This is a genomic window from Macrococcus epidermidis, from assembly GCF_024205965.1.
In the GTDB taxonomy this organism is placed as follows: domain Bacteria; phylum Bacillota; class Bacilli; order Staphylococcales; family Staphylococcaceae; genus Macrococcoides; species Macrococcoides epidermidis.
The window spans coordinates 1935267-1957853 of sequence record NZ_CP073819.1 but is presented as its reverse complement, the minus strand read 5'-3'; the positions used below and the strand labels follow the sequence as shown (position 1 = coordinate 1957853).

At 35.4% G+C, this 22587-nt stretch carries 22 protein-coding genes; 18 read left to right on the top strand and 4 right to left on the bottom strand.

Features of this window, described 5'->3' with window-relative positions:
- Window positions 1-182 precede the first annotated feature (182 nt).
- The 10 genes from KFV12_RS10345 to KFV12_RS10300 all read left to right on the top strand — a co-directional run bounded on the left by KFV12_RS10345 (window position 183) and on the right by KFV12_RS10300 (window position 11171).
- Window positions 183-1589 (top strand): ABC transporter substrate-binding protein/permease, encoded by a 1407-nt coding sequence (locus KFV12_RS10345; RefSeq protein WP_254257654.1) that lies wholly within the window; start codon window positions 183-185, stop codon window positions 1587-1589.
- Window positions 1582-2304, top strand: coding sequence for an amino acid ABC transporter ATP-binding protein (locus tag KFV12_RS10340; protein WP_111716265.1), 723 nt, complete (start codon window positions 1582-1584; stop codon window positions 2302-2304). Before KFV12_RS10345 ends, KFV12_RS10340 begins: the two co-directional genes overlap by 8 nt.
- 153 nt (window positions 2305-2457) lie before the next feature.
- Window positions 2458-3582: a tRNA epoxyqueuosine(34) reductase QueG gene (queG, locus tag KFV12_RS10335; protein ID WP_239243194.1), complete on the top strand. Its 1125-nt coding sequence runs from the start codon at window positions 2458-2460 to the stop codon at window positions 3580-3582.
- Window positions 3583-4056: a tRNA (uridine(34)/cytosine(34)/5-carboxymethylaminomethyluridine(34)-2'-O)-methyltransferase TrmL gene (gene trmL / locus KFV12_RS10330; protein WP_096075976.1), complete on the top strand. Its 474-nt coding sequence runs from the start codon at window positions 3583-3585 to the stop codon at window positions 4054-4056.
- A 12-nt stretch (window positions 4057-4068) separates the two neighbouring features.
- The gene (gene nfsA / locus KFV12_RS10325) at window positions 4069-4806 is read left to right on the top strand and encodes an oxygen-insensitive NADPH nitroreductase (RefSeq protein ID WP_254256721.1); all 738 of its coding nucleotides are present in this window, start codon (window positions 4069-4071) and stop codon (window positions 4804-4806) included.
- A gap of 328 nt (window positions 4807-5134) precedes the next feature.
- On the top strand, window positions 5135-5746 hold the full coding sequence (locus KFV12_RS10320) for a sugar phosphate isomerase family (RefSeq protein ID WP_111716270.1): 612 nt from the start codon (window positions 5135-5137) through the stop codon (window positions 5744-5746).
- A gap of 13 nt (window positions 5747-5759) precedes the next feature.
- The gene (locus KFV12_RS10315; RefSeq protein WP_165958672.1) at window positions 5760-5903 is read left to right on the top strand and encodes an SAS053 family DNA gyrase inhibitor; all 144 of its coding nucleotides are present in this window, start codon (window positions 5760-5762) and stop codon (window positions 5901-5903) included.
- A gap of 110 nt (window positions 5904-6013) precedes the next feature.
- Entirely contained in the window at window positions 6014-7399 is a 1386-nt protein-coding gene (fumC, locus tag KFV12_RS10310; RefSeq protein WP_111716271.1) for a class II fumarate hydratase, read from the top strand.
- A gap of 30 nt (window positions 7400-7429) precedes the next feature.
- A complete protein-coding gene (gene ppx / locus KFV12_RS10305; protein WP_111716273.1) occupies window positions 7430-8962 on the top strand; it encodes an exopolyphosphatase in 1533 nt (510 codons plus the stop codon).
- A 58-nt stretch (window positions 8963-9020) separates the two neighbouring features.
- Window positions 9021-11171 (top strand): RNA degradosome polyphosphate kinase, encoded by a 2151-nt coding sequence (locus tag KFV12_RS10300; protein WP_436970147.1) that lies wholly within the window; start codon window positions 9021-9023, stop codon window positions 11169-11171.
- Between the two features lie 77 nt (window positions 11172-11248).
- Here KFV12_RS10300 and KFV12_RS10295 read toward each other — a convergent pair whose 3' ends face one another.
- Together KFV12_RS10295 and KFV12_RS10290 are read right to left on the bottom strand one after the other, a co-directional pair.
- A complete protein-coding gene (locus KFV12_RS10295; RefSeq protein ID WP_239243197.1) occupies window positions 11249-11860 on the bottom strand; it encodes a nitroreductase family protein in 612 nt (203 codons plus the stop codon).
- Between the two features lie 79 nt (window positions 11861-11939).
- Window positions 11940-12758 (bottom strand): RluA family pseudouridine synthase, encoded by an 819-nt coding sequence (locus tag KFV12_RS10290; protein WP_111716277.1) that lies wholly within the window; start codon window positions 12756-12758, stop codon window positions 11940-11942.
- Window positions 12759-12881: 123 nt separating this feature from the next.
- On the opposite strand from KFV12_RS10290, the gene KFV12_RS10285 reads away from it, so the two are divergent.
- The 3 genes from KFV12_RS10285 to KFV12_RS10275 are packed head-to-tail and all read left to right on the top strand — an operon-like array spanning window position 12882 to window position 16178.
- Entirely contained in the window at window positions 12882-14423 is a 1542-nt protein-coding gene (locus KFV12_RS10285; protein ID WP_111716279.1) for a bifunctional GNAT family N-acetyltransferase/carbon-nitrogen hydrolase family protein, read from the top strand.
- Window positions 14424-14443: 20 nt separating this feature from the next.
- Complete coding sequence (locus tag KFV12_RS10280) at window positions 14444-15577, top strand: GAF domain-containing sensor histidine kinase (RefSeq protein ID WP_254256719.1); 1134 nt, start codon at window positions 14444-14446, stop codon at window positions 15575-15577.
- Window positions 15555-16178: a response regulator transcription factor gene (locus tag KFV12_RS10275; RefSeq protein WP_254256718.1), complete on the top strand. Its 624-nt coding sequence runs from the start codon at window positions 15555-15557 to the stop codon at window positions 16176-16178. Before KFV12_RS10280 ends, KFV12_RS10275 begins: the two co-directional genes overlap by 23 nt.
- 372 nt (window positions 16179-16550) lie before the next feature.
- Here the strand turns inward: KFV12_RS10275 and KFV12_RS10270 are convergent, their stop codons facing one another.
- Window positions 16551-16820: a GNAT family N-acetyltransferase gene (locus tag KFV12_RS10270; RefSeq protein WP_096075987.1), complete on the bottom strand. Its 270-nt coding sequence runs from the start codon at window positions 16818-16820 to the stop codon at window positions 16551-16553.
- 139 nt (window positions 16821-16959) lie between these two features.
- Here KFV12_RS10270 and KFV12_RS10265 point away from each other — a divergent pair, with 139 nt between their 5' ends.
- Window positions 16960-17385 (top strand): hypothetical protein, encoded by a 426-nt coding sequence (locus tag KFV12_RS10265; RefSeq protein WP_254256717.1) that lies wholly within the window; start codon window positions 16960-16962, stop codon window positions 17383-17385.
- Window positions 17386-17851: 466 nt separating this feature from the next.
- Here the strand turns inward: KFV12_RS10265 and KFV12_RS10260 are convergent, their stop codons facing one another.
- Window positions 17852-18727 (bottom strand): cation diffusion facilitator family transporter, encoded by an 876-nt coding sequence (locus KFV12_RS10260; RefSeq protein WP_111716287.1) that lies wholly within the window; start codon window positions 18725-18727, stop codon window positions 17852-17854.
- A gap of 218 nt (window positions 18728-18945) precedes the next feature.
- Here KFV12_RS10260 and KFV12_RS10255 point away from each other — a divergent pair, with 218 nt between their 5' ends.
- From KFV12_RS10255 to KFV12_RS10240, 4 genes are all read left to right on the top strand, one after another.
- On the top strand, window positions 18946-20250 hold the full coding sequence (locus KFV12_RS10255; RefSeq protein ID WP_111716289.1) for a dicarboxylate/amino acid:cation symporter: 1305 nt from the start codon (window positions 18946-18948) through the stop codon (window positions 20248-20250).
- 182 nt (window positions 20251-20432) lie between these two features.
- Window positions 20433-20897: an XRE family transcriptional regulator XdrA gene (gene xdrA / locus KFV12_RS10250; RefSeq protein ID WP_111716291.1), complete on the top strand. Its 465-nt coding sequence runs from the start codon at window positions 20433-20435 to the stop codon at window positions 20895-20897.
- 87 nt (window positions 20898-20984) lie between these two features.
- Window positions 20985-22115 (top strand): DUF445 domain-containing protein, encoded by a 1131-nt coding sequence (locus KFV12_RS10245; protein ID WP_111716293.1) that lies wholly within the window; start codon window positions 20985-20987, stop codon window positions 22113-22115.
- Between the two features lie 67 nt (window positions 22116-22182).
- Complete coding sequence (locus KFV12_RS10240) at window positions 22183-22551, top strand: YlbF/YmcA family competence regulator (protein WP_099576673.1); 369 nt, start codon at window positions 22183-22185, stop codon at window positions 22549-22551.
- Window positions 22552-22587: the final 36 nt, after the last annotated feature.

Here is a 22587-nt window from a genome sequence, read left to right as displayed (position 1 = left end):
TATTTTTGTTAATGATTATACGCTAACTCCCTTTAATAAGCAAAAGGATAAGCGGAATAAACAGAAAAAAATAATAATTCTGACTTGTATACTTATACATATAAGTGTATAATAAATTTTATCCAAAGGAGGGGAAGTCATTGTCTTTTAAAAAGTTATTAAGTTATCTTATATTGATTGTTATGATTGCAACGATTACACCATTTACGGCTCATGCAAAAACCGATCAATACGATACGATTAAGAAAAACGGTGTGCTGCGTGTCGGATTATCTGCCGATTATGCACCATATGAATTTGAGAAAACGGTTAACGGAAAGCGAGAATATGCAGGTATTGATATCGAACTTTCAAAAAAATTAGCGAAAGATCTTGGTGTTGAATTAAAGATAGTAAATATGCAGTTCGATAGTTTACTTGGTGCTCTAAAGACTGGGAAGATTGACGTAATTATTTCCGGTATGTCACCAACACCTGAACGTAAAAAAGAAGTGGACTTCTCTGACTATTATATGCATGTTCAGCAGCGTATGATTATACAGAAGAAAGATGCAAAAAAGTTAAAATCAATTGAAGATTTCAAAGGAAAAAACATTGGCGTTCAAAAACAAACAACACAAGAAGAGCTTGCCAAGACTGAAATTCCTGATGCGAACGTCACGTCACTGACACGTGTGCCTGAAATTACTATGTCTTTAAATACAGGTAAGATTGATGGCGTTGTATTAGAAGGTCCAGTTGGTGAAGCATATTTATCACAAAATACAAACTTAGCTTTCTCTGATATGCAGTTTGCTGATGAGAATAAAGGAACGGCAATTGCTCTGCCGAAAGATTCTCCAAAGTTACTTGATGCACTTAATAAAACGATTAAAGAAGTAGAAGATAAAGGATTAATGAAAGGTTATAAAGATAAAGCGAATGAAGCGATGTTTGATGAAGGGTCATTTTTCAGTAAATATGGTTCATTCTTTATTCAGGGTATTGGTGCTACAATCTTAATTTCATTAATCGGTGTAGTTTTAGGCTCAATCTTCGGTGGTATTCTCGCCTTTATGAAATTAAGCAAGAATATAATTTTAAAAACTTTATCATGGATTTACATTGAGTTTATTCGTGGTACACCATTACTTGTTCAAGTATTTTTAGTTTATTTTGGAACAACAGCAGTACTAGGTATCGACTTATCAGCATTTATTTGTGGTGCAATTGCGCTTGTCATTAACTGCGCTGCATATATTGCCGAAATTATTCGTGCCGGTATTAATGCGGTAGATAAAGGTCAAACTGAAGCAGCACGTTCTTTAGGTTTAAGCCATGCACAGACGATGAATAAAGTTGTGATGCCTCAAGCAATTAAAAATATCTTACCTGCTTTAGGTAATGAATTCGTCACTGTAATTAAAGAATCATCAATTGTTTCTGTTATCGGTGTTTCTGAATTGATGTTTAATGCACAAGTTGTTCAAGGTGCATCATTCGATCCATTTACACCATTATTGATTGCCGCAGTTGTATACTTCATCCTTACATTCGCACTAAGTCGAGTGATGAATGTATTTGAAAGGAGAATGAGGGTTAGTGATTAAAGTAAATAATTTGCATAAATATTTTGGTAAGGTTGAAGTGTTAAAAGGCATTGATCTTGAAATTTCAGAAGGAGAGGTTGTTGCAATTATCGGTCCATCTGGTAGTGGTAAATCAACATTGTTACGTTGTTTAAATCTACTGGAAACACCGACGAGCGGTGAAATTATATTTGAGGGTAACGCTCTCACTGCTAAAGGAACTGATATAAATAAACTCCGTCAGAAGATGGGGATGGTATTCCAAAGTTTTAATCTCTTTCCGCATAAGACAGCTAAAGAGAACTTAATGCTTGCGCCATCATTACTAGGTAAGGGTAAGAAAAGTGAATTGGAAACAAAAGCATTAGATTTATTAGAAAAAGTCGGATTATCTGATAGAGCAGATAATTATCCTTCGCAATTATCTGGTGGTCAAAAACAGCGTGTAGCGATTGCCAGAGCGCTTGCTATGGATCCGGATGTTATCTTATTCGACGAGCCAACTTCAGCGCTTGATCCTGAAGTAGTAGGCGATGTATTAGCTGTTATGAAGAAGCTGGCTGAAGAAGGAATGACGATGGTCGTAGTAACCCATGAGATGGGTTTTGCCAGAGAAGTTGCTGACAGAGTTGTATTTATGGATAATGGCGTCGTTCAGGAAGATGCACCACCAGAACAATTATTTAATAACCCTCAAAATGAACGTGCGAAAGCATTTTTATCGAAAGTTTTATAATGCTTCGTAAATATTATTAAGCAAAGTGAGAAAACTGCTACAATCAAATTTGATTGTAGCTTCTTTGTTTTGGATGATGTAATTATTATCTCTTAAAAGAATCAATTTTATGGTAAAATAATAGTCTTATAAAGTGAAAAGGGGGAGAGATGGGTGTATCAAAAGTTAAAGCAGGAAATTATTGAATATAGTAAGACGATTGGCATAGATGCCATCGGTTTCACTACAGCAGAACCTTTTGAGTCACTGCGTCCAAAACTGGAAGCATATTATGCAAATAACTATGATTCTGGTTTTGAGAAAGGCACGATTGAAGAACGTATCAACCCTAAGCTTTCTCTCCCTGAAGCGCAGTCTATTATTGCGATTGCCGTCGGTTATCCGAATAAGCTACCTAATGCACCGAAGAGTATTCGTGGCGCAAGACGAGGTATTTTCGCACGTGCATCATGGGGAATTGATTATCACACGCTATTAAATAAACGACTCGAACTGCTTGTCGCATTTATTAAAGAGAGAGTCCCTGAAGCACAAACGATGAATATGGTAGATACAGGTGTGCTCAGTGACAGGGCAGTTGCTGAACGTGCGGGTCTCGGCTATGCAGCTAAAAATGGTTTTATCTTAAATAAAGATTTAGGCACATGGACTTATCTTGGCGAAATACTTGTATCGATTCCATTTGAACCTGATCACCCAGTAATAGAATCATGTTTAGATTGTACAATTTGCATTGATCGTTGTCCGACAGGTGCTCTCCTAGGTAATGGGCAGCTTGATTCGAATAAATGCATCAGTTTCCTCACACAGACAAAAGGATTTATGCCGGACGAATATCGCAGTAAGATTGGTAATCGTCTATATGGGTGCGACACGTGTCAGCAAGTGTGTCCGAAGAATCGAGGTATCAATACAACCCATGAGGATATTGAACTGGAACCTGAAAAGTTAAAGCCCCTCCTCGTTCCTCTACTCAAGATGACGAATAAAACTTTCAAAGCAGAATTTGGTCATCTAGCTGGTGCCTGGCGCGGCAAGAAACCGATTCAACGTAATGCTATTTTAGCACTCGCTCATTTCAAAGAAATCGATGCAGTACCAGATTTAAAGGAAGTCGCAGAAAGTGATCCTCGACCAGAAATTAAGGGAACAGCTTATTGGGCGATTGGTCAAATGAGTCATGATGAAATTGATTATTTAAAGGCAAGATATGAAAAAGAAACAGATAATGATGTTAAACTAGAAATATTAAAAAGTATAGAAAGTGTGGAAAAATAAATGTCATCAATTAACGTAGTATTATATCAACCGGAAATACCTGCTAACACAGGAAATATCGCTAGAAGTTGTGCAGCAACAGATACGCATCTTCATTTAATTCGTCCGCTAGGATTCTCTACTGACGATAAAATGTTACGTCGTGCCGGCTTGGATTACTGGAAATTTGTAAATATCACTTATTACGATAGTATCGAAGAATTCTTTGAAAAGAATGAAGGTCACTATTATTTACTGACGAAGTTTGGTACGAAACCTCATACGACATTCGATTATAGTAACCCTGACGAGAAACATTTCTTTATCTTTGGTCGTGAAACAACTGGTTTACCGGACTGGGTTAAAGAAAAATATATGGACACAGCACTGCGCATTCCAATGAACGACAATGTTCGTTCGCTTAATTTATCAAATACAGCAGCAATATTAATCTATGAAGCTTTACGTCAACAAAACTATCCAGGCTTAAATTAAGGAGGTCAGGTGATGAACGATATAATCCAGTTATTACAGAACCATCGCTCAATTCGTAAATTTAAAGATGAAGCGCTCAATCAGGAGACGATTAAGACTTTAGTGCGTGCAGCACAAAGTGCATCGACATCAAGTTATGTCCAGGCATATTCAATTATCGGTATTACTGACCAGCAAATTAAGCATCAACTTAGAGCGATCAGTGGTCAATCTTACGTGGAACATAATGGTCATCTCTTTATATTTGTAGTTGATTATCATCGTCATCATGGATTAGGTAACCACTTAAAATCAAATGTAGATGATTATTTCGGGACGACAGAATCGCTATTAGTCGGTACGGTAGACGCTGCTTTAGCTAGTCAGAATATGGCAGTCGCAGCTGAAAGTATGGGACTTGGTATTTGTTATATCGGATCATTACGCAATAATATGCAGCGTGTGATAGATTTGCTTAATTTACCGGCATACACATATCCATTGTTTGGCATGGTTGTCGGTGTACCAGATGACGTGGGAAGTCAGAAAGAAAGATTACCACTGGACGTTGTTTATCATGAGAATACATATCAGCCTTTTAGCTATGATGATTATAAAGATTATGATGTGCGCACGAGTGCCTATTATAAAGCGCGTACAGCAGGTAAACGTGATGATAAATGGAGTGAACAGGTAATACAGATGCTTGGTGGTAAAGCACGTCTTGATGTAGATGGTGTCGTAAAGCAACAAGGATTTCTGAAACAATAAAAATAAGCCGAAGACAATTTGTCTTCGGCTTATTTTGTGATCATTTGTTTAAATCTTCTTCCTTAACACCGTAGCTAGATTCACGACCAGCAGTTAAGATAGCTGTTAGGAAAGCGATACATACCATACCGATTAATAATGTATTCATTGGTAATCCCCCTAGATTTCATTAATAAAACTATTATAACCTATTCAATACACTTTTAAAACCACAAATAGTTGTTTGCCTTAATTATTCATAATATTCATATTTATAGTGTTATGGGCTGTCAAAATAGGGTATAGCATATATAATAAAGAATGAGTAAAGATACGAGGAGGAATGAACATGGGAATGAATTTTAAAATTTTTGAAGATAAATTGACAGTATCGAACTACGTTGCTGATTTATTTAGAAAGCAGATGAGTAACAATCCGACATCAATTATCGCGACTGCGTTAGGTGATGAAGCTGGTCACGTCATTGCAGAATTAAAGGCTGATACGGCACGTAATCCTGTTGAGACGAGTCAAATTCATATCTTTGATTATGATAAAATACGTGGCGACTATGGTACTGTTGGTATCGTTGATAAACAATACCATGAAGCAACAGGTAAAGATATTATGGAATTGATTAAAGACGAAGCGAAGACTAAAGAGAACAAAGGGAAATTAACAACGTTATTTGCTACGATTACTCAAGATGGCTCTGTCGGTTATAAAGAGATTAATCAGGATAACGATAAAGGATTACGTTCAGCACGTGAAATTATTATCGTATTAACAGGCGCAGACAAAGCTTCAATCGTTGAAAAGCTATACAATGCTGAAGCGGGCGGCAACTTTGAAGCAGCGAATTTAAAAACACACCGTATGGTCAATGTAATCTTAGATGATGCTGCAGCAGCTGGATTGCCTCAAGATATACGTGAATACTACTTCCAAAAATTTGCGTAAAGGAATGATTTATATGTCAACATCACATGATAATAAAAATGAAATGGTTACTGATTTCGACGACGTTGTAGAGTTAGGTAAAGAGATGGAACAAATTTCTGAACAAAACGCTGAAGCACGAGAAGAAGGTCAGGAACAAGAGGATGATCCTCAATAACTATTGAACAGTACATAATGATTTATGTACTGTATTTTTATGATTAATTAATGAATGTAAGCGTTATTTAATGTAAAATATAAGTATCAATAGATAAGGGGAGATAGTTAATGTCATTTAGAATTGAACATGATACATTTGGAGAAATCGAAGTACCATCAGATAAATATTGGGGTGCACAAACAGAACGTAGTAAACAAAACTTTCCAGTAGGAAAAGAAAAGATGCCAATCGAAGTTGTTTACGGATTTGCTCATCTTAAAAAAGCGGCAGCAATTGTCAACAAAGATTTAGGTAAATTATCAGCTGAGAAGTCAGAAGCCATCGTAAAAGCATGTGATGATGTATTATCTGGCCAATTAGATGAACATTTTCCGTTAGTTGTATGGCAAACTGGTTCAGGTACGCAAAGTAACATGAACGTGAATGAAGTGGTAGCATATGTTGCAAATATGTACTTGAAAGAATCAGGTAGCACAGAATCAGTTCATCCAAATGATGATGTGAATAAATCTCAATCATCAAACGATACTTATCCAACAGCAATGCACGTGGCACTTTTCCATGAAATCGAAGCGAAATTAATGCCGGCATTAAATACACTTCGCAATACGTTAAAAGAAAAAGAAGAAAAGTTTGCTGATATCATTAAGATTGGTCGTACACATTTACAGGATGCAACGCCATTAACTTTAGGACAAGAGATTTCTGGCTGGCGTTATATGCTTGATAAATGTGAAGCATTATTAAACCTATCTAAAAAAGAATTATTGAATTTAGCAATCGGGGGTACTGCAGTTGGTACTGGCATTAACGCACATCCTGAGTTTGGTGATCGCGTTGCTAAACAGATTGGCGTTCAAACAGGTTATGATTTCGTATCATCGCCAAATAAATTCCATGCGTTAACTGCACATGATGAAGTAACCTTTGTTCATGGTGCATTAAAAGCACTTGCAGCAGATTTAATGAAGATTGCTAACGATGTACGCTGGTTATCATCTGGTCCACGTGCAGGTCTTGCAGAATTATCAATTCCTGAAAATGAACCGGGTTCTTCAATCATGCCAGGAAAAGTAAACCCTACACAATCTGAAATGCTGACGATGGTCGCTGTTCAGGTAATGGGGAATGACGCTGCGGTTGGTATTGCAGCAAGTCAAGGTAACTTTGAACTGAATGTATTTAAACCGGTTATTATGTATAACACATTACAATCAATCTATCTTTTAGCAGACGGTATGAATTCATTTAATGATAACTGTGCGGTTGGTATCGAGCCGATTGAAGAAAATATTCACAACTATTTAAATCAATCATTAATGTTAGTAACAGCTTTAAACCCTCATATCGGTTATGAAAAAGCAGCGCATATCGCAAAAACTGCACATAAAGAAGGTTTAACTTTAAAAGCATCAGCAATAAACTCAGGATTCTTAACAGAAGAGCAATTTGATGAATGGATTAAACCTGAAGAAATGATCCATCCAAAATAAAATGTTTTAATCTGAAAGGGCAGGTCAGTTATGAAAAGATTAGGTTTAGTAGATATCGGATCAAATACAATCCGTTTAGTTATTTTTGAATACTCAAAAGAAACAGGATTACAGGAATTACAAAATATAAAAACACCTGCACGATTATATCAGTTTTTAAACAACGAAAAAGTTATGTCAGAACGTGGTATCGAAGTATTATGTGACACGTTAAATAGTTTTCAGAAAGTTGCACAAAAGTTTGATGTTCATGCGTTATATCCAGTAGCAACTGCTGCCGTACGACAAGCAACAAACATCGAAGAAGTCATCGATAAAGTAAACGAAAACACAGGCATAGAGATGCGAATTATTTCTGAAAAAGAAGAAGCATTCTTTGGATTCTATGCGGTCATCAATACATTAGATTACTCAGATGGTGTTACAGTAGATATCGGTGGAGGAAGTACAGAAGTTACTTTCTTTGAGGACAAAGAATTAAAATTTTCACATAGTTTTCCTTTCGGTGTCGTAACGCTTCAAAATATGTTTTTTGAAGGTAAGGCACATAACGATAAAGATGCGATAGAAGCGGCGGCAAAGTATATTCAGGAACAGCTGAGAAGTCTGCGCTGGCTTGAGAAACGTCGTGTTCCAATAATAGCGATTGGGGGATCAGCACGTAATATTGCGAGAATCCATCAATCATTAACAGAATATCCGATTGCAGGGGTACATGGCTATGCGATGAAAGAATCGGATCTTGATTTGGTATTTGATAACCTTACTGCAGCATCTGAAGATGAATTAGAAGATCTGGATGGATTAAGCAGAGACCGACAGGATATTATTATTCCTTCATGTGTATTATTTAATACATTATTTGATGAAGTAGAAGCCACTAAATTTATCTTCTCACGTAAAGGATTACGTGAAGGTGTTATTATGAGCATTCTTGAAGAGGAATATGTATTACCGTTCGATAAAGACAATGTCTTTAAAGACTCGTTAAAGAACTTAGCAACGGACTATAACATTAACCAGGAAGAAGCGAACCAACGTGTAATGATTGCCGAGACGCTCTATTATGAATTAGATAAGTTTGAACTGATTAAAGGTAATAAGCGTGACAAAGCATTCTTAAGAAATGCAGCTTATCTGTATTATTTAGGAAGTTACATCGATTCAGACGCCTCAAGTCAACATACGTACTATATTCTTTCTAACTCTAGCTTAAATGGTATTAGTCATAAAAATAGAGTGAAGCTTGCCTTGCTTGCCAGCTTTAAAAATAAATCGTTACTAAAGTTTTATGAAGATGAAACGAAATGGTTTAATAGCGAAGAGCGAGAAACAATTCAAATGCTTGGCAGTATACTGAAATTCGCTTACGCATTAAATATTAGTAATACAAATATCGTTAAAGCTTTGTATTTTGAGAAAAAAGAAGAACACTTTGATTTAGTGATTGAGTACTCTGGCGATGCTATCGCTGAAGAATATCAAGCAGAAAGACAGAAGAAACATATCGAGAAAATAATAAAGTCAAAACTTAATCTCATTTTTACAGAATCTTTACAATAGTTAGGTATAACTAATATAGACTGTAAATTAATATACAATAAAAGTGGATGTGACGATAATGGAAAAATTAGATTTAAACAACAAGGCATTTTATAACAACAGAGAAGTAAGTTGGGTAGGTTTTAACCGTCGTGTAATTGAGGAAGCTTTTGATAAGAAAAATCCATTACTAGAACGTCTTAAATTTTTAGCAATTGCAAGTTCAAATGCTGATGAATTTTTTATGGTGCGTGTAGGTGGACTTAAAGATCAAGTCGCAATGAACTTTAATGAACCCGAAAATAAAACACAGTTAACACCAACGGAACAATTAATAGCAATTGATGCAGCAAATCGTGAAAACGTTAAATTACAATATGAACAATACAAAGCTTTGATTCAGGAGTTAGAAGGATATCAGGTTTTCTTTAAAGCAATTGATGAATTGTCTCCTGAGAACTATCAAATCATTGAACAAAAGTTTAACTTTGAAATTTTACCGACGTTGACTCCACTTGGTATCGACGCTTACAGACCTTTTCCTAAATTATCAAACAAGTCATTAAATATATTCGTAGATGTAGAAACTGATGCTGGTGAAAAGAAATCTGCGATTGTTCAGATTCCAGCGTTATTAAACCGTATTATTCAGCTTAAAAATGGTGAACGTACAATCTTCGTATTATTAGAAGATGTGATTAATCATTTCATCGATAAGTTATTCTTTGGTTATAAAGTCGTGCGTACGTTTACCTTCAGAATTACAAGAAACGCAGATTTAACGATTCATGAAGATGGTGCGGAAGATTTATTAATTGAAATTGAAAAATTCTTAAAGAAACGTAAGAGTGGTGCTGCTGTTCGTTTAGAAATCGATACACGTCATGACACGTCAATTAACGGTTCTTTCTTAATGAATGAATTAGAGATTGAAGCACGTGATATCTATAAGTTAGATGGACCACTTGATTTAACGATGTTATTCCAGTTAGCAGGGATGATAGAGAAGCAATATCCACAGCTTGCGTTTAAACCATTTGAAGCGGCACCACCGAAATATTTAAATGGTGGTAACGTTTATGAAGAAGCGCAGAAACATGATATTTTCTTCCACCATCCATATGAGTCATTCCAACCGATTGTAGATTTTATTAAACAGGCTTCTGAAGATCCTAATACATTAGCGATTAAACAGACGTTATATCGTGTATCAAGTGACTCACCTATCATTGATGCATTGAAGAATGCAGCTGAAGCTGGTAAACAAGTAACAGTACTTGTAGAGTTGAAAGCGCGATTCGATGAAGAGAATAATGTGCACTGGGCGCGTATGCTTGAAGAAGCGGGATGTCATGTAATTTATGGTATGACACACTTAAAAACGCACTCTAAAATTACTTTAGTCGTGAAAAAAGAAAGTGACGAAGTAGTACCTTATGTCCATTTAGGTACAGGTAACTACAACGATAAGACTGCTAAAATCTACACTGATATGGGTATTATCACAACGAATAAAGAAATTGGTCAGGACGCGATGAATTTCTTTAACTATTTAAGTGGTTATTCAGAAAAACCAACATATAAGAAATTACATGTGGCACCATTTGAAATTCGCGATGAATTTGTTGAACATATCAATCAGGAAATTGATTGTCATAAAGAATTTGGTAATGGCTTAATTATCGCCAAGATGAATTCATTAACTGATAAGACGGTTATTAAGAAATTATATGAGGCAAGTCAGGCTGGCGTGAAAGTTAAGTTAATCATTCGTGGAATTTGTTGTTTACGTCCTGGTATCCCAGGCATTAGTGAAAACATTCGTGTAATCAGTATTGTTGGTAGATTCCTTGAGCATTCTAGAATTTATTACTTCTATCATAACGGTGAAGAAAAGATGTATCTATCTTCTGCAGATATGATGACACGTAACATGATTAAACGTGTAGAGATTTTATTCCCAATCTTAGATCCAAAGATTGTGAACGAACTAAAAGAAATTTTAGAGCTTCAGCTTAATGATAACCAAAAAGCACGTGAGCAGGATGCAAGCGGTGTATACCATTATGTACGTAATGATCAGAATGCTGTAAATTCACAGGAAGAACTTGTGAATCAGGCAGAAAATTATAAACGTACATTGATGAAGCCTAAAGTTACTGAGCCTCAACCAGTAATGAGTAAACGTGCCAAATTATTAGGATTTGTCAGAGATCGTCTGAAGAAATAAGAAGTAAAAAAGCGAGCCATTTCGTATATTGCATACGAAATGGCTCGCTTTTTATTTTTGATTTGAAATTAATTGTTTTATACAAATGTAGTAACCGTTTTAATATCACGACGCTCACTTGTTCTAGGTTCTTTCAACGTTTTACCGATCGTAATGATCAGTGCAGGTACATATCTTTCATCGATATTAAAGGCTTCTTGTATACCGGTACGATTAAATCCGCCAATTGCACATGTACCTAAATCGTTAAGTGTAGCAAAATTCATCACTTGCATTGCCGGAAATGCAGAGTTCATAATTGCCGCTTCATATGCATATGCTTCATTTTGATAGACACCGTTTACTTGACCGGCAATCATATCTTTAATATCCTGAGTCATCGTACCTGCTTCGATGGCAGGGTCGAATACTGTATCGATATTTTTATTCGCTTCTTTATCACCTAATATTATAATCGTTGCACTTGAATCTTTCACTTGTGCCTGATTGTATGCTAGTGGTAATAACTTTGCTTTTGCTTCATCGCTATGAACAACAAGAAATTCCCAATGTTGCAGATTCCATGCTGAAGGGGCCTGATTAGCAGCTTCTAATATTTCAAGCAATGCTGCTTCTGACATTTTATATTCAGGGTCATAAACTTTGACCGCTTTACGTGTTAATAACTTATGCTGTATTGCATTTTCCATGATGCGCCTCCTAAAAATTAATAAAGATTTATACGATTATTATCATATAAATCTTTAATATATTATGCAATTGAACTGCTTAATCAAGTATTGCAGTAATCTTTTTCTGAGTAAGTGGATGGATAAATTCCAGCTTGTAACTTTCAAGCGCAAGCTGTCGTAAGTTAGAATCACTGTACAGCGGATCGCCAAGAACAGGATAACCGATTGCTGCAAGATGCACTCGGATTTGATGTGTACGTCCAGTTTCTAATGTCAATTCAACTTCTGCGATACCATCGCCTAAAGCTTTTGAATCAACAATATGCGTTACTGCGCGATCACCTGTTTGTGAAACACGACGTTTATTGGGATGAAACTTATCTTTACCGATTGGTAGATCGATTGTTTGTTTCTTAAGTGGAAGATGACTTTTAACTTTGGCACGATATGTGCGTGTGATTTCTCGTTCTTCAAGCATACGGTCGAGTATCTTTTTGATGAAAGGATTTTTTGCGACAAGTAGCAATCCTACTGTTTCCTGATCAAGACGGTGTACCGGTTCTACATATGCTGAGTCTAACGTGTAGATGGCATGGTTGAGTAGTGTATTAGATTCAGCCATATCATTAGGATGTGTTTTCACACCTTTAGGTTTTACCAGGATTGCTAAATGTTCATCTTCATATTTTACTTCACAAAGACGGTAACTTGATTTGTATGCACTTTTTTCTTCTGTAATCGGTAAGTATAACTGATCACCTTCAGAAAGTTTGTTTCTTAATGTAGCAGTCTCACCATTGATCGTGATATCCTTTGACATTCTGAATTCATGCATCGGCTTTTTAGGAATGTGTAATGCTTTTAACATTTCTTCAATCGTTAAAGCATCCCATTCTTTTGTAATATTTATAATCATAATTTTTCTCCTAAATCGTATTTAAGTCGTATAATAATAGGGTAATATTTAATATCATATTAAAATTTATATAAATCATCATTCGCTTATATACTATTATAGATGAATTAAAGGAGAATTTACATGACTGAAGAAATTAATTTAGAGAAATTTAATAAATCGATTGAAGCAAGACAAATGACATTTGATGATATCGATGAAATTATAGCACTACAAAAAATTTGTTTTCCTGGTATGGAACCGTGGGAAAGAGCACATTTAGAATCACATCTTAACTTGTTTCCCCGTGGACAGATGGTTATTGAATATGAAGAGAAAATTATTGGATCATGTTCAAGTTTGATCATTAACTTTGATGAATATGATGATAAACATACCTGGAATGATATTACGGATTCAGGATATATTACTAACCATAATGATAATGGACATAACTTATATGGTATTGAAGTGATGGTTCATCCAGATTATCGTGGTATGCGTGTTGGACAACGTTTATATGAAGCACGTCGTGAAATCGCTTATGAACTTAACTTAAAATCAATCATTATCGGAGGACGTATTCCGAATTATCATCAATATCAGGATGAGTTGACACCGCGTGAATATGTCAATGACGTGATGAAACGTAAGATTAAGGATCCGGTACTTACATTCCAGTTTATGAACGGATTTACTTTGATGCGTATTAATCCGAACTATTTAAAAGACGATGTGAAAAGTAGTAAGTATGCAACATTAATGGAGTGGAACAACCCTGATTTCGTTGCTAAATCTAACCTACATTTCAGAACAAGTTATCCCGTACGAATTTGTACAGTTAACTACATGATGCGTAAAATTGATTCTTTTGAGGAGTTTGCGAACCAAATCGAATATTTCGTTGATGTAGCATATGATGCAGGTAGTGACTTTGTTGTCTTCCCTGAATTATTAACAACACAGCTGATGAGTTTTGATGAGAAGAGAAATCCAGCAGAATCTATCCGTCAGTTGACAAAATATACGGAACAATATATTGAAATGTTCAATGACTTTGCGATGCGATATAATATTAATATTATTGGTGGCAGTCACTTCGTTGAAGAAAATGATGATATTTATAATATTTCATACTTATTTAGACGCGACGGATCAATTGAAAAGCAATATAAAATTCATGTTACGCCAAATGAACGCAGATGGTGGGGTATTTCACCTGGTAAAAAGGTGGAAGTGTTTGATACAGATTGTGGCAAGATTGCCATTCAAATCTGTTACGATAGTGAGTTCCCAGAGATGGCACGTATTGCAACTGAGAAGGGTGCTAAAATAATATTCACACCATTCTCAACTGAAGACAGACAAAGTTATCTGCGCGTGAAATATTGCTCAATGGCACGTGCGATAGAAAATCAAATCTATACTGTTACGAGTGGGACATGTGGTAACTTACCGCAAACAGAAAATATGGATATCCAGTATTCTGCTTCTGGTATCTATACACCAAGTGACTTTGGATTTGCACGTGACGGTATCGTCGGTGAAACGGGTGAAAATGATGAGATGGTTATGATCGGTGATGTTGACTTAGAAGTATTACGTCGTGGTCGAGAAGACGGTACTGTCCGTCAGTTACGTGATAGAAGACATGATTTATACCGCGTTGAATACAGACGTGACTAATATAAAAGAATGGTGTGCTTATGAAGAATAGTACGTTACTTTTAAAAGAAATTGCTGAATTTTTAAATGAAGAGACAGAAGTATATTCTATGATGAATGGTGCCCTTGACCGATTGGTTAAGGGGACCAATTTTTCTACTGGATGGATATTCTTTATCGATGAAGACGGGACCCATACGTTGGCATCTGAATATGGATTGCCGGATGCTTTGCTTATGGATGATTGTCGTTATATGACAGAAGGACCGTGCTGGTGTGTATCGCGGTATCATCAGAAGAAGTTAACGAAAGCGAGTAATATTATTACATGTTCACGAATTGTAAAAGCGAATAAACAATATAGTGATAAGACCGGTGGTATTACACATCATGCAACAGTGCCACTTCAATCAGGCGATGAAAGATTTGGATTATTAAATGTAGCGACACCGAACACTAAAATTTATTCAGAAGAAGATCTCGCCTTATTAGAGTCTGTGGCCTTCCAAATCGGTAGTGCAATCAAACGTATCTATCTTACTGAGAAAGCACGAGAGACCGCATTACAGGAAGAACGAAATAGACTCGCTCGTGATTTGCATGACTCAGTTAATCAGATGCTATTTTCATTAAAGCTCACTGCGCATGCAGCAGGGACGATGAGTAAGGACGAGCAATCTATTCAGGCGTTTCAGATGATAGAATCTACCAGTCAGGATGCAGTCAACGAAATGCGCGCATTAATCTGGCAGTTGAAACCGGTAGGATTAGAACAAGGTTTGGTTGAAGCTGTAAAGAACTACGCAGAAGTGTTAGGATTAAATGTAACGATCAAAGTAACTGGTCTACTCAATCTGGAAAGTAAAGTAGAACATACAATCTTCAGAATTATTCAGGAAGCAATGAATAATGTTAAGAAACATGCTCAAACAGATGCAGTATCCATTCATTTATCGCAGAAAAGTGAACAGTTTATAATGAAGATAGAAGACAAAGGTAAAGGATTTAAAGTAACTTCAGCAAAAACTTTACCGACGCATGGTCTAAAGAATATACTGCAACGCAGCAATGAGATAGGCGCAGAAGTTATTATGAAAAGCGAAGAAAATGTCGGAACAATAATAGAACTTTTTTATCCGAAAGGACAACAACATGAAAATAATAATCGTAGATGATCATCATATTGTGAGACAAGGATTACAATTTTTACTATCAACAGAAGCAGACTTTGATGTTGTTGCTGATTTCAGTGATGGCAGTGAAGTTGTGTCATATCTTAAAGAACATGGTAAGCCGGATTTAATTATTATGGATTTAGTAATGCCTAACATGGACGGCATAGAAACAACTAAAGCCATTAAAAGCAGCTATCCCGAAGTGAAAGTGCTTGTATTATCAAGTTTTGTTGATGAAGAACATGTAATGGGTGTGATAGATGCAGGAGCAGATGGCTATGAAATGAAGGACAGTGAACCTGATGTGTTGATTCACACGATCAAACAGGTACTATCTGGCGCCCAGGCGTTTCATCCGAGTGTAGAAGCATATAAAGAATCCGGGCTGAATTTGCCGCATATAAAGAATCCATTATCAAAGCGAGAACTGGAAGTATTAGCTGAAATGTCAAAAGGCTTAACCAATAAAGAGATAGCAGAGCAGTTATTTGTATCAGAGAAGACAGTCAAGACGCATGTTAGTCATATCTTTGCAAAGCTTGAAGTGAAAGATCGCACGCAGGCTTCGATGTATGGTGCGAAGTATAATTTGTATAAATAGGTATGCTTGAAGTAGGATTTTGGAGAACACCGAAGTTAATGTGTCCAATAACGAGGCAATATTGGACACGTAATGAGAGAAACAGCTGAAATCAAGTGCGTCTTGTCCGATAAAAGTGATATATCGGACATGTTAAGAGCAAAATAGCGTAAATCAAGGACGTCTTGTCCGATAAAACTGATATATCGGACATGTTGGGAGCAGAATAGCGTAAATCGAAGACGTCTTGTCCGATAAAAGTGATATATCGGACATGTTGAGAGCAAAATAGCGTAAATCGAAGACGTCTTGTCCGATAAAAGTGATATATCGGACATGTTTAACATCATCAAAAATCCAGCACTATGATAATCTTCATAGTGCTGGATTTTTTTATAATACGTCTTGAAATTCAGGTGTTTTATCAAATACACTTTTAGCGAATGGACATAATGGGATAATCTTTTTGTTGTTTTGACGTGCGTATTTAACCGCAGCTTCTACCATCATCTTACCTGCACCTTGACCACGTAATTCATCGTTAACTTCGGTATGATCGATAATAATTTTATCTTCTCCAGTCGGTACATAAGTCATTTGCGCTTTAGGACTTGATACATCACCGATATAAAATAAATTTTCTTTATGATTTACAGCCATCATAATAATAACACTCCTCATAGTGAATTCTGTTTAGATTAAGTATAAATGTATAAGCCGGTTTAATAAAGAATTAAGCATATAGTAATTGAATTGATAATGGTAAAAGTATACAATAATACTTAAAATAGGAGGTTATCTGATGATAGATAAATGGTGGGCGAAGGATGAATGGTTAACATTGATTTTTATGATTAGTTATATGGCTATGAAGGACTGGTTACCAAAAATGTGGGCAGAACGTATTCTTCTCATTGTACTTGCTTTCGTTATGCTCTATTTCGTTGTTAAACTTACCGTCTATATTATAAATGAGTATCGTCATACAAAAATTACGCACATTAATTATTTCATCAATAAAGAAACTGATTATTTCATCGTCTGGTTAATACCTGTGTTATTTAAACTCGCTACATACTACTTAATTTATGTCGTGATGATGATTGAATGGGGTAATCTGTGGAATTATATTATGGTCTTCGGCGGCATTGTTCTGGTTCTTGTTATATTTGATGAATACTTCGAACGACATAGTGAGGTAAGAGAGGTGTTTAACCGTGGTAAATAATATATTATCCTGGTTTAAAAAGAACTTTAATAATATTTTTAAATATACTTGGATTATACTTTTTGTGACTATTGAAGATAGATTTTATAGAGGCGTATTATTAGCAGTTATTATAATCGTAAGTATTTATCATTTCATGGATTTTCATAAAGAATTTAATCGCAATATGAATCGGTTACAATCAGATCCACATTTAAACTATCCATATGATTTGAAGAAAGATGGACGATTTATTTATTTTTCAAGAACAATGTTTTTTATTTTTATGGTTACACTTATGATTATATTGTATTTTGTTAAACACTATCTATGGGTTTATTTTATAATTTTTATTTTAATATTCATAATCTTTTACAATTTAGAGAAAAAATTTGAAAAGCGCACTAACTTAAGAGAGCTTTTGTTTGGAAAAGACGAGACAACCTAAATAGGAATGCTCGTCTTTTATACATATTGTATTCATTTCCTATTCATGTGGTTCTAAGTGAACGATTGTTTCAATTGCACCATATGCTTCTTTAATATCGTGTTCTATATTTTCAGTAATATCATGGCTTTCCGCCACTGTAAGATTTGCATCTACTGTTACGGTAACATCGATAAATGTCATGACACCGTGATTTCTTCCTTTAATATCTACAACGGATAATACATCCTCAACATTTAAGACGATTTTCTTCATCTCATCAAGTGTTTCTGCATCGAAGCCGTCTGTTAATGTAATAGCTGTTTCAAAGAAAATTTCAATTGCTGTTTTCATGATTAGCAAGCCAACTACGATTGCTGCGACTGTATCTAAGAAGGGCAGTCCCATAAATACGCCGACAATACCTACAAATGTTCCAAGTGATACAAGCGCATCGGACAGGTTATCAGCAGCGGCTGCTTTTAATGCACTGGAATCTACTTTCTTCGCTAAATTCCGATTGTAGAAATAGACGAGTAGCATCGCTAACGCTGATAATATCGCTACTACTGCTGTTTCAATGGATGGCGTTGAAAAGTCCTGATTGATATAGTGTCGAATGCCCTGAAGGATTACCTGAACGCTGACTGCAAACATAATGAATGCAGCAATGAGTGAACCGATATATTCAGAGCGATAGTGACCATAGTTGTGATTATCATCTGCTGGCTTCATACTAATTGCAAGTCCGATAAGCAGAGCAACTGATGATACAACGTCAGTCGCGTTATTTAATCCATCGGCAACAAGCGCTTGTGAGCCATTCATATAACCGAATAACAATTTTATCGTAGTAAGCAATACATACATTATGATACTGACTTTTGCACCTTGTTGAGCTTTTGCGAGTTGATCTTTTACCTGCACTTTTTTCATCCTCTCAAATCATGTCTTATTATTATCAAACAAATGGGAAGAAATATCTAGTGAATTGCAGTGAATCATATAAAAATTATTATGCTTGTAATAGTAAATACAAATAAGTTTTTTATTCATAAAAATTCATAATTATAAAAATTACAATTTACATTGAAATAGAAATAATTTATAATTATTTGTAATAGTCAGAAAATTCGGTTGTTGAGGAGGATATTATGAAAATAAAAGGGAACATGACAGTCAGGATTATTATTGCATTAATTGCTGGTATTGCTATAGGTTCATTCTTTAATATATATCAGGATGCAAGCTGGGTTAAGTGGATCAATCAATATGTCTTTAATGTAATCGGTCAAATATTCTTAAATCTAATCTTTATGCTTGTTGTACCAGTAGTATTTGTGTCTATTGTTTTAGGTGTGCTTGGTGTAGGTGATCCTAAACATTTAGGTTCTATCGGTTTAAAGACGATTTCATTCTTTTTAGTAACGACTGCATTAGCTATCACCCTTGCAATGTCACTTGCTTTAGTATTTAAACCAGGTGACGGTAAAAGTGAGCTGTTAAATAGTGAAGAAGTAAAAACGTATGCTGAAGAACAGAAGAAAAAAGCTGCTGCAGCAGAAGAAGAAGGCACACCTGCCACCCAGACTTTTGATCAGACATTGATCAATTTAATTCCGAAAAACCCTGTACTTGCGATGAGTGAAACAAACATGCTGCAAGTGATTACGTTTGCGATATTTATTGGTATCGGAATGATTGCATTACGCGAAAAAGTTTCAGCAGTAAAATTACTGTTTGAGCAGACAAATGAAATACTGATGTTTATCGTAACAGCAATTATGCAGTATTTCGCACCACTAGGAACATTCGGTTTAGTTGCAACAGCATTTACGAATGCAGGGTTTGGTGCTATTAAACAGCTGGCAATGTATTTCTTCGTTGTGTTATTAGGTCTATTTTTACATATGATTCTAGTATATGGTGGTGCAGTCAGTTTCTTAGCACGCAGAAATCCTATCTGGTTCTTTAAAGGTTTCGCACCGGCAATGACGGTTGGATTCAGTTCATCAAGTTCAAATGCGACATTACCGATTTCTTTAGAATGTGCACAAGATAATTTAGAAGTACGTAAAGAAATATCATCTTTTGTACAACCTTTAGGTGCGACGATTAATATGGATGGTACAGCGATTATGCAAGGTGTTGCAACAATCTTTATCGCTCAAATTTCAGGTGTAGATTTAACGCTTGGGCAGATGGTGACAGTTGTTGTCGTAGCAGTCGTAGCATCTATCGGTACTGCAGGGGTGCCAGGTGCTGGTCTTGTAATGCTTGCAATGGTTCTGACATCAGTCGGTTTAAATCCTGCCGCAATCGGAATTATTTTAGGAATAGACAGACTGCTCGATATGACGCGCACAGCTGTTAACATTTCTGGAGATGCTGCTTGTGCAGTTGTAATTTCTGAACAGGAAAAGCGTTATTTAGCAAAAAAAGGTATGAAAGTTGCATAATTGTGACATTAAAAAAATAATTTTAAAAAAAGAGGAAACTTTTAAGGGTTTCCTCTTTTAATTTTTTGTAAATTATATTAAGATGGTAAAGTCACTTTAGATGAATGTGTATTTTTTCAACTTATATTTTAAGAGCATTTACTGACATAAATTTATATTTAGAGAGAAAGGTCGTATAGAAAATGGATAAACAGCAATTCACAGATTTACTTCAAACAAAATTCAAAATGGTGCGTATCGAAGCGGGATATACACAAGATACTATGGCTCAGACAATCGGCTTATCAAAGAAAACGTTAGTTCAAATTGAGAAAGAACGTGTATTACCGAACTGGACAACATGCGTTTCATTATGTGCATTATTCAGAGATTCAGAAGTATTACAAAATACTTTAGGTGGAGATCCACTTGAAGTGATTCAAGTGATTTCACGTGGAGCATGTTCATATCCGGATCAGGATAACAAAAATGAATTATGGTGGACTACGATTGAATCAGATCGTGACATCGTCTTACAACAAAACAAAATTTCTAACCTTTACCGTGTATTAGATGGTTCAACGCAACCATTATATGGATCAAATAAAGCGCGTGAAGCGGAAATGTTCTTTAATAAGAAGAAAAATGAAAATTTAGTAAGCTTATAATATACTAAACAAACGCTTATCCAGCGTTTGTTTTTTTTATATAGAGGTATTAAACTAATAAGTATTAAAAAATAAAGAGGTGGCATATTGAACGCAGTATTAATCGTATTATTTATGGGACTCATCGGTGCACTTATCGGTGGATTTACAAATTATATCGCAATAAAGATGTTATTTAGACCATTTGAACCAAAATTTTTATTTGGTAAGCAATTACCGTTTACACCAGGACTCATTCCAAAACGTCGTAACGAATTGTCAGTTAAGATGGGAGAAATGGTAACAGAACATTTACTCACGCCAGAAATCTTTAAAGAAAAGTTGATGACCCCGCAAACAGAAAGGTTTATTAAAGACTTTATCGTACGTCAGATTCAGACGTTAAAGACAGGACAATATTCAGTCGACGATTTTGCACGACGCTTTAATATAGATGTAAGTGCGCTCGGCAATGAGAAACTACGTCTTCAACTTTCGCAAGTCATCGATCACGCAATTTTAACGCACAAAAATGAACCAATAGCAAATTTATTACCCGCTGATTTACGTGGGAAGATTGATACACAAGTTGAAAGTTTGCCGCCAATGATCATGCAAAAATTACGTGACTATGTTAATTCAGCAAAAGGGTATGATGATATGATGCAAATGATTGATCGTTTCTTTTTGGAAAAAGGTCGCGTTGTCAGCATGATTCAAATGTTTATGACGAAAGAGATGATTGCAGATCGTGTTATTAAAGAATTTAATGCATTAAGTAGAGAAGAAAAGTTAAACAATATCATCGCTACTGAAGTAAATCGTGAATATCATCTGTTGTTAACTAAACAACCGTCTAACTTTATCAGTAACCAGGAAATAGACACGATTAAAGAAAATTTAATCGAGCAAATCATCGCTCAAGTGGATTTAAAACGCTATACTTCTACACCACTCGTCACACTTGCACCAAAAGCTTTTGAATATATGGAAGATGAAGGCAGCGACAGATTTGTGCATTATGCAATCTCTAAAACATCAGATAATATTGCTGAAATTTTAGAGAAAGTACATATCGCGGAAATCGTCAAACAGCAGATTGATAACTTCGAATTATCGTTTTTAGAGCGACTCGTTATTGAAATATCAAACAAGGAATTAAAGATGATTACATTTTTAGGCTTCCTGCTCGGAGGCATTATCGGTTTAGTACAAGGTGTAATCGCTCTCTTTGTATAATGAGCGCCGTTTATGGTATATTTATTACGAACAATTAAATTATGTGTAAATTCAAAGGAGAATGATTATGTCAGTTAATATTTATGATGAAGCAAACCGTTTAGAAAGCGCATTACGTCAAAGCGACGAATACAATGCGATTAAAGAACATTACTCTGCAGTAAACAATAACCCTGAATCAAAGAAAATCTTTGATGATTTCAGAAAGATTCAGTTAAATTTACAGGAAAAACAAATGTCTGGTCAGGAAATTACAGAAGACGATTTAAATGCAGCACAGTCAACTGCTGAATTAATCGAAAAAGATGAAAACATTTCTAAATTAATGGAAGCAGAACAAAAAATGAGCTTCATGATTCAGGAAATTAATCGTGTTATCATGAAACCTTTAGAAGAATTATATGGCGTACAAACTGAAGATACGCCTGAAGCTTAATTGCTAAAATTTAAGCTTTCAAGTACAATAATTAAA

What these genes read in the sequence shown, in the direction of transcription:
- KFV12_RS10345 (WP_254257654.1), top strand. Translation starts at nt 183, where the DNA reads ATGATTGCAACGATTACACCATTTACGGCTCATGCAAAAACCGATCAA.
- trmL (WP_096075976.1), top strand. Translation starts at nt 3,583, where the DNA reads ATGTCATCAATTAACGTAGTATTATATCAACCGGAAATACCTGCTAAC.
- nfsA (WP_254256721.1), top strand. Translation starts at nt 4,069, where the DNA reads ATGAACGATATAATCCAGTTATTACAGAACCATCGCTCAATTCGTAAA.
- KFV12_RS10320 (WP_111716270.1), top strand. Translation starts at nt 5,135, where the DNA reads ATGGGAATGAATTTTAAAATTTTTGAAGATAAATTGACAGTATCGAAC.
- KFV12_RS10315 (WP_165958672.1), top strand. Translation starts at nt 5,760, where the DNA reads ATGTCAACATCACATGATAATAAAAATGAAATGGTTACTGATTTCGAC.
- fumC (WP_111716271.1), top strand. Translation starts at nt 6,014, where the DNA reads ATGTCATTTAGAATTGAACATGATACATTTGGAGAAATCGAAGTACCA.
- ppx (WP_111716273.1), top strand. Translation starts at nt 7,430, where the DNA reads ATGAAAAGATTAGGTTTAGTAGATATCGGATCAAATACAATCCGTTTA.
- KFV12_RS10300 (WP_436970147.1), top strand. Translation starts at nt 9,021, where the DNA reads ATGGAAAAATTAGATTTAAACAACAAGGCATTTTATAACAACAGAGAA.
- KFV12_RS10295 (WP_239243197.1), bottom strand. Translation starts at nt 11,860, where the DNA reads ATGGAAAATGCAATACAGCATAAGTTATTAACACGTAAAGCGGTCAAA.
- KFV12_RS10290 (WP_111716277.1), bottom strand. Translation starts at nt 12,758, where the DNA reads ATGATTATAAATATTACAAAAGAATGGGATGCTTTAACGATTGAAGAA.
- KFV12_RS10285 (WP_111716279.1), top strand. Translation starts at nt 12,882, where the DNA reads ATGACTGAAGAAATTAATTTAGAGAAATTTAATAAATCGATTGAAGCA.
- KFV12_RS10280 (WP_254256719.1), top strand. Translation starts at nt 14,444, where the DNA reads ATGAAGAATAGTACGTTACTTTTAAAAGAAATTGCTGAATTTTTAAAT.
- KFV12_RS10275 (WP_254256718.1), top strand. Translation starts at nt 15,555, where the DNA reads ATGAAAATAATAATCGTAGATGATCATCATATTGTGAGACAAGGATTA.
- KFV12_RS10270 (WP_096075987.1), bottom strand. Translation starts at nt 16,820, where the DNA reads ATGATGGCTGTAAATCATAAAGAAAATTTATTTTATATCGGTGATGTA.
- KFV12_RS10265 (WP_254256717.1), top strand. Translation starts at nt 16,960, where the DNA reads ATGATAGATAAATGGTGGGCGAAGGATGAATGGTTAACATTGATTTTT.
- KFV12_RS10260 (WP_111716287.1), bottom strand. Translation starts at nt 18,727, where the DNA reads ATGAAAAAAGTGCAGGTAAAAGATCAACTCGCAAAAGCTCAACAAGGT.
- KFV12_RS10255 (WP_111716289.1), top strand. Translation starts at nt 18,946, where the DNA reads ATGAAAATAAAAGGGAACATGACAGTCAGGATTATTATTGCATTAATT.
- xdrA (WP_111716291.1), top strand. Translation starts at nt 20,433, where the DNA reads ATGGATAAACAGCAATTCACAGATTTACTTCAAACAAAATTCAAAATG.
- KFV12_RS10240 (WP_099576673.1), top strand. Translation starts at nt 22,183, where the DNA reads ATGTCAGTTAATATTTATGATGAAGCAAACCGTTTAGAAAGCGCATTA.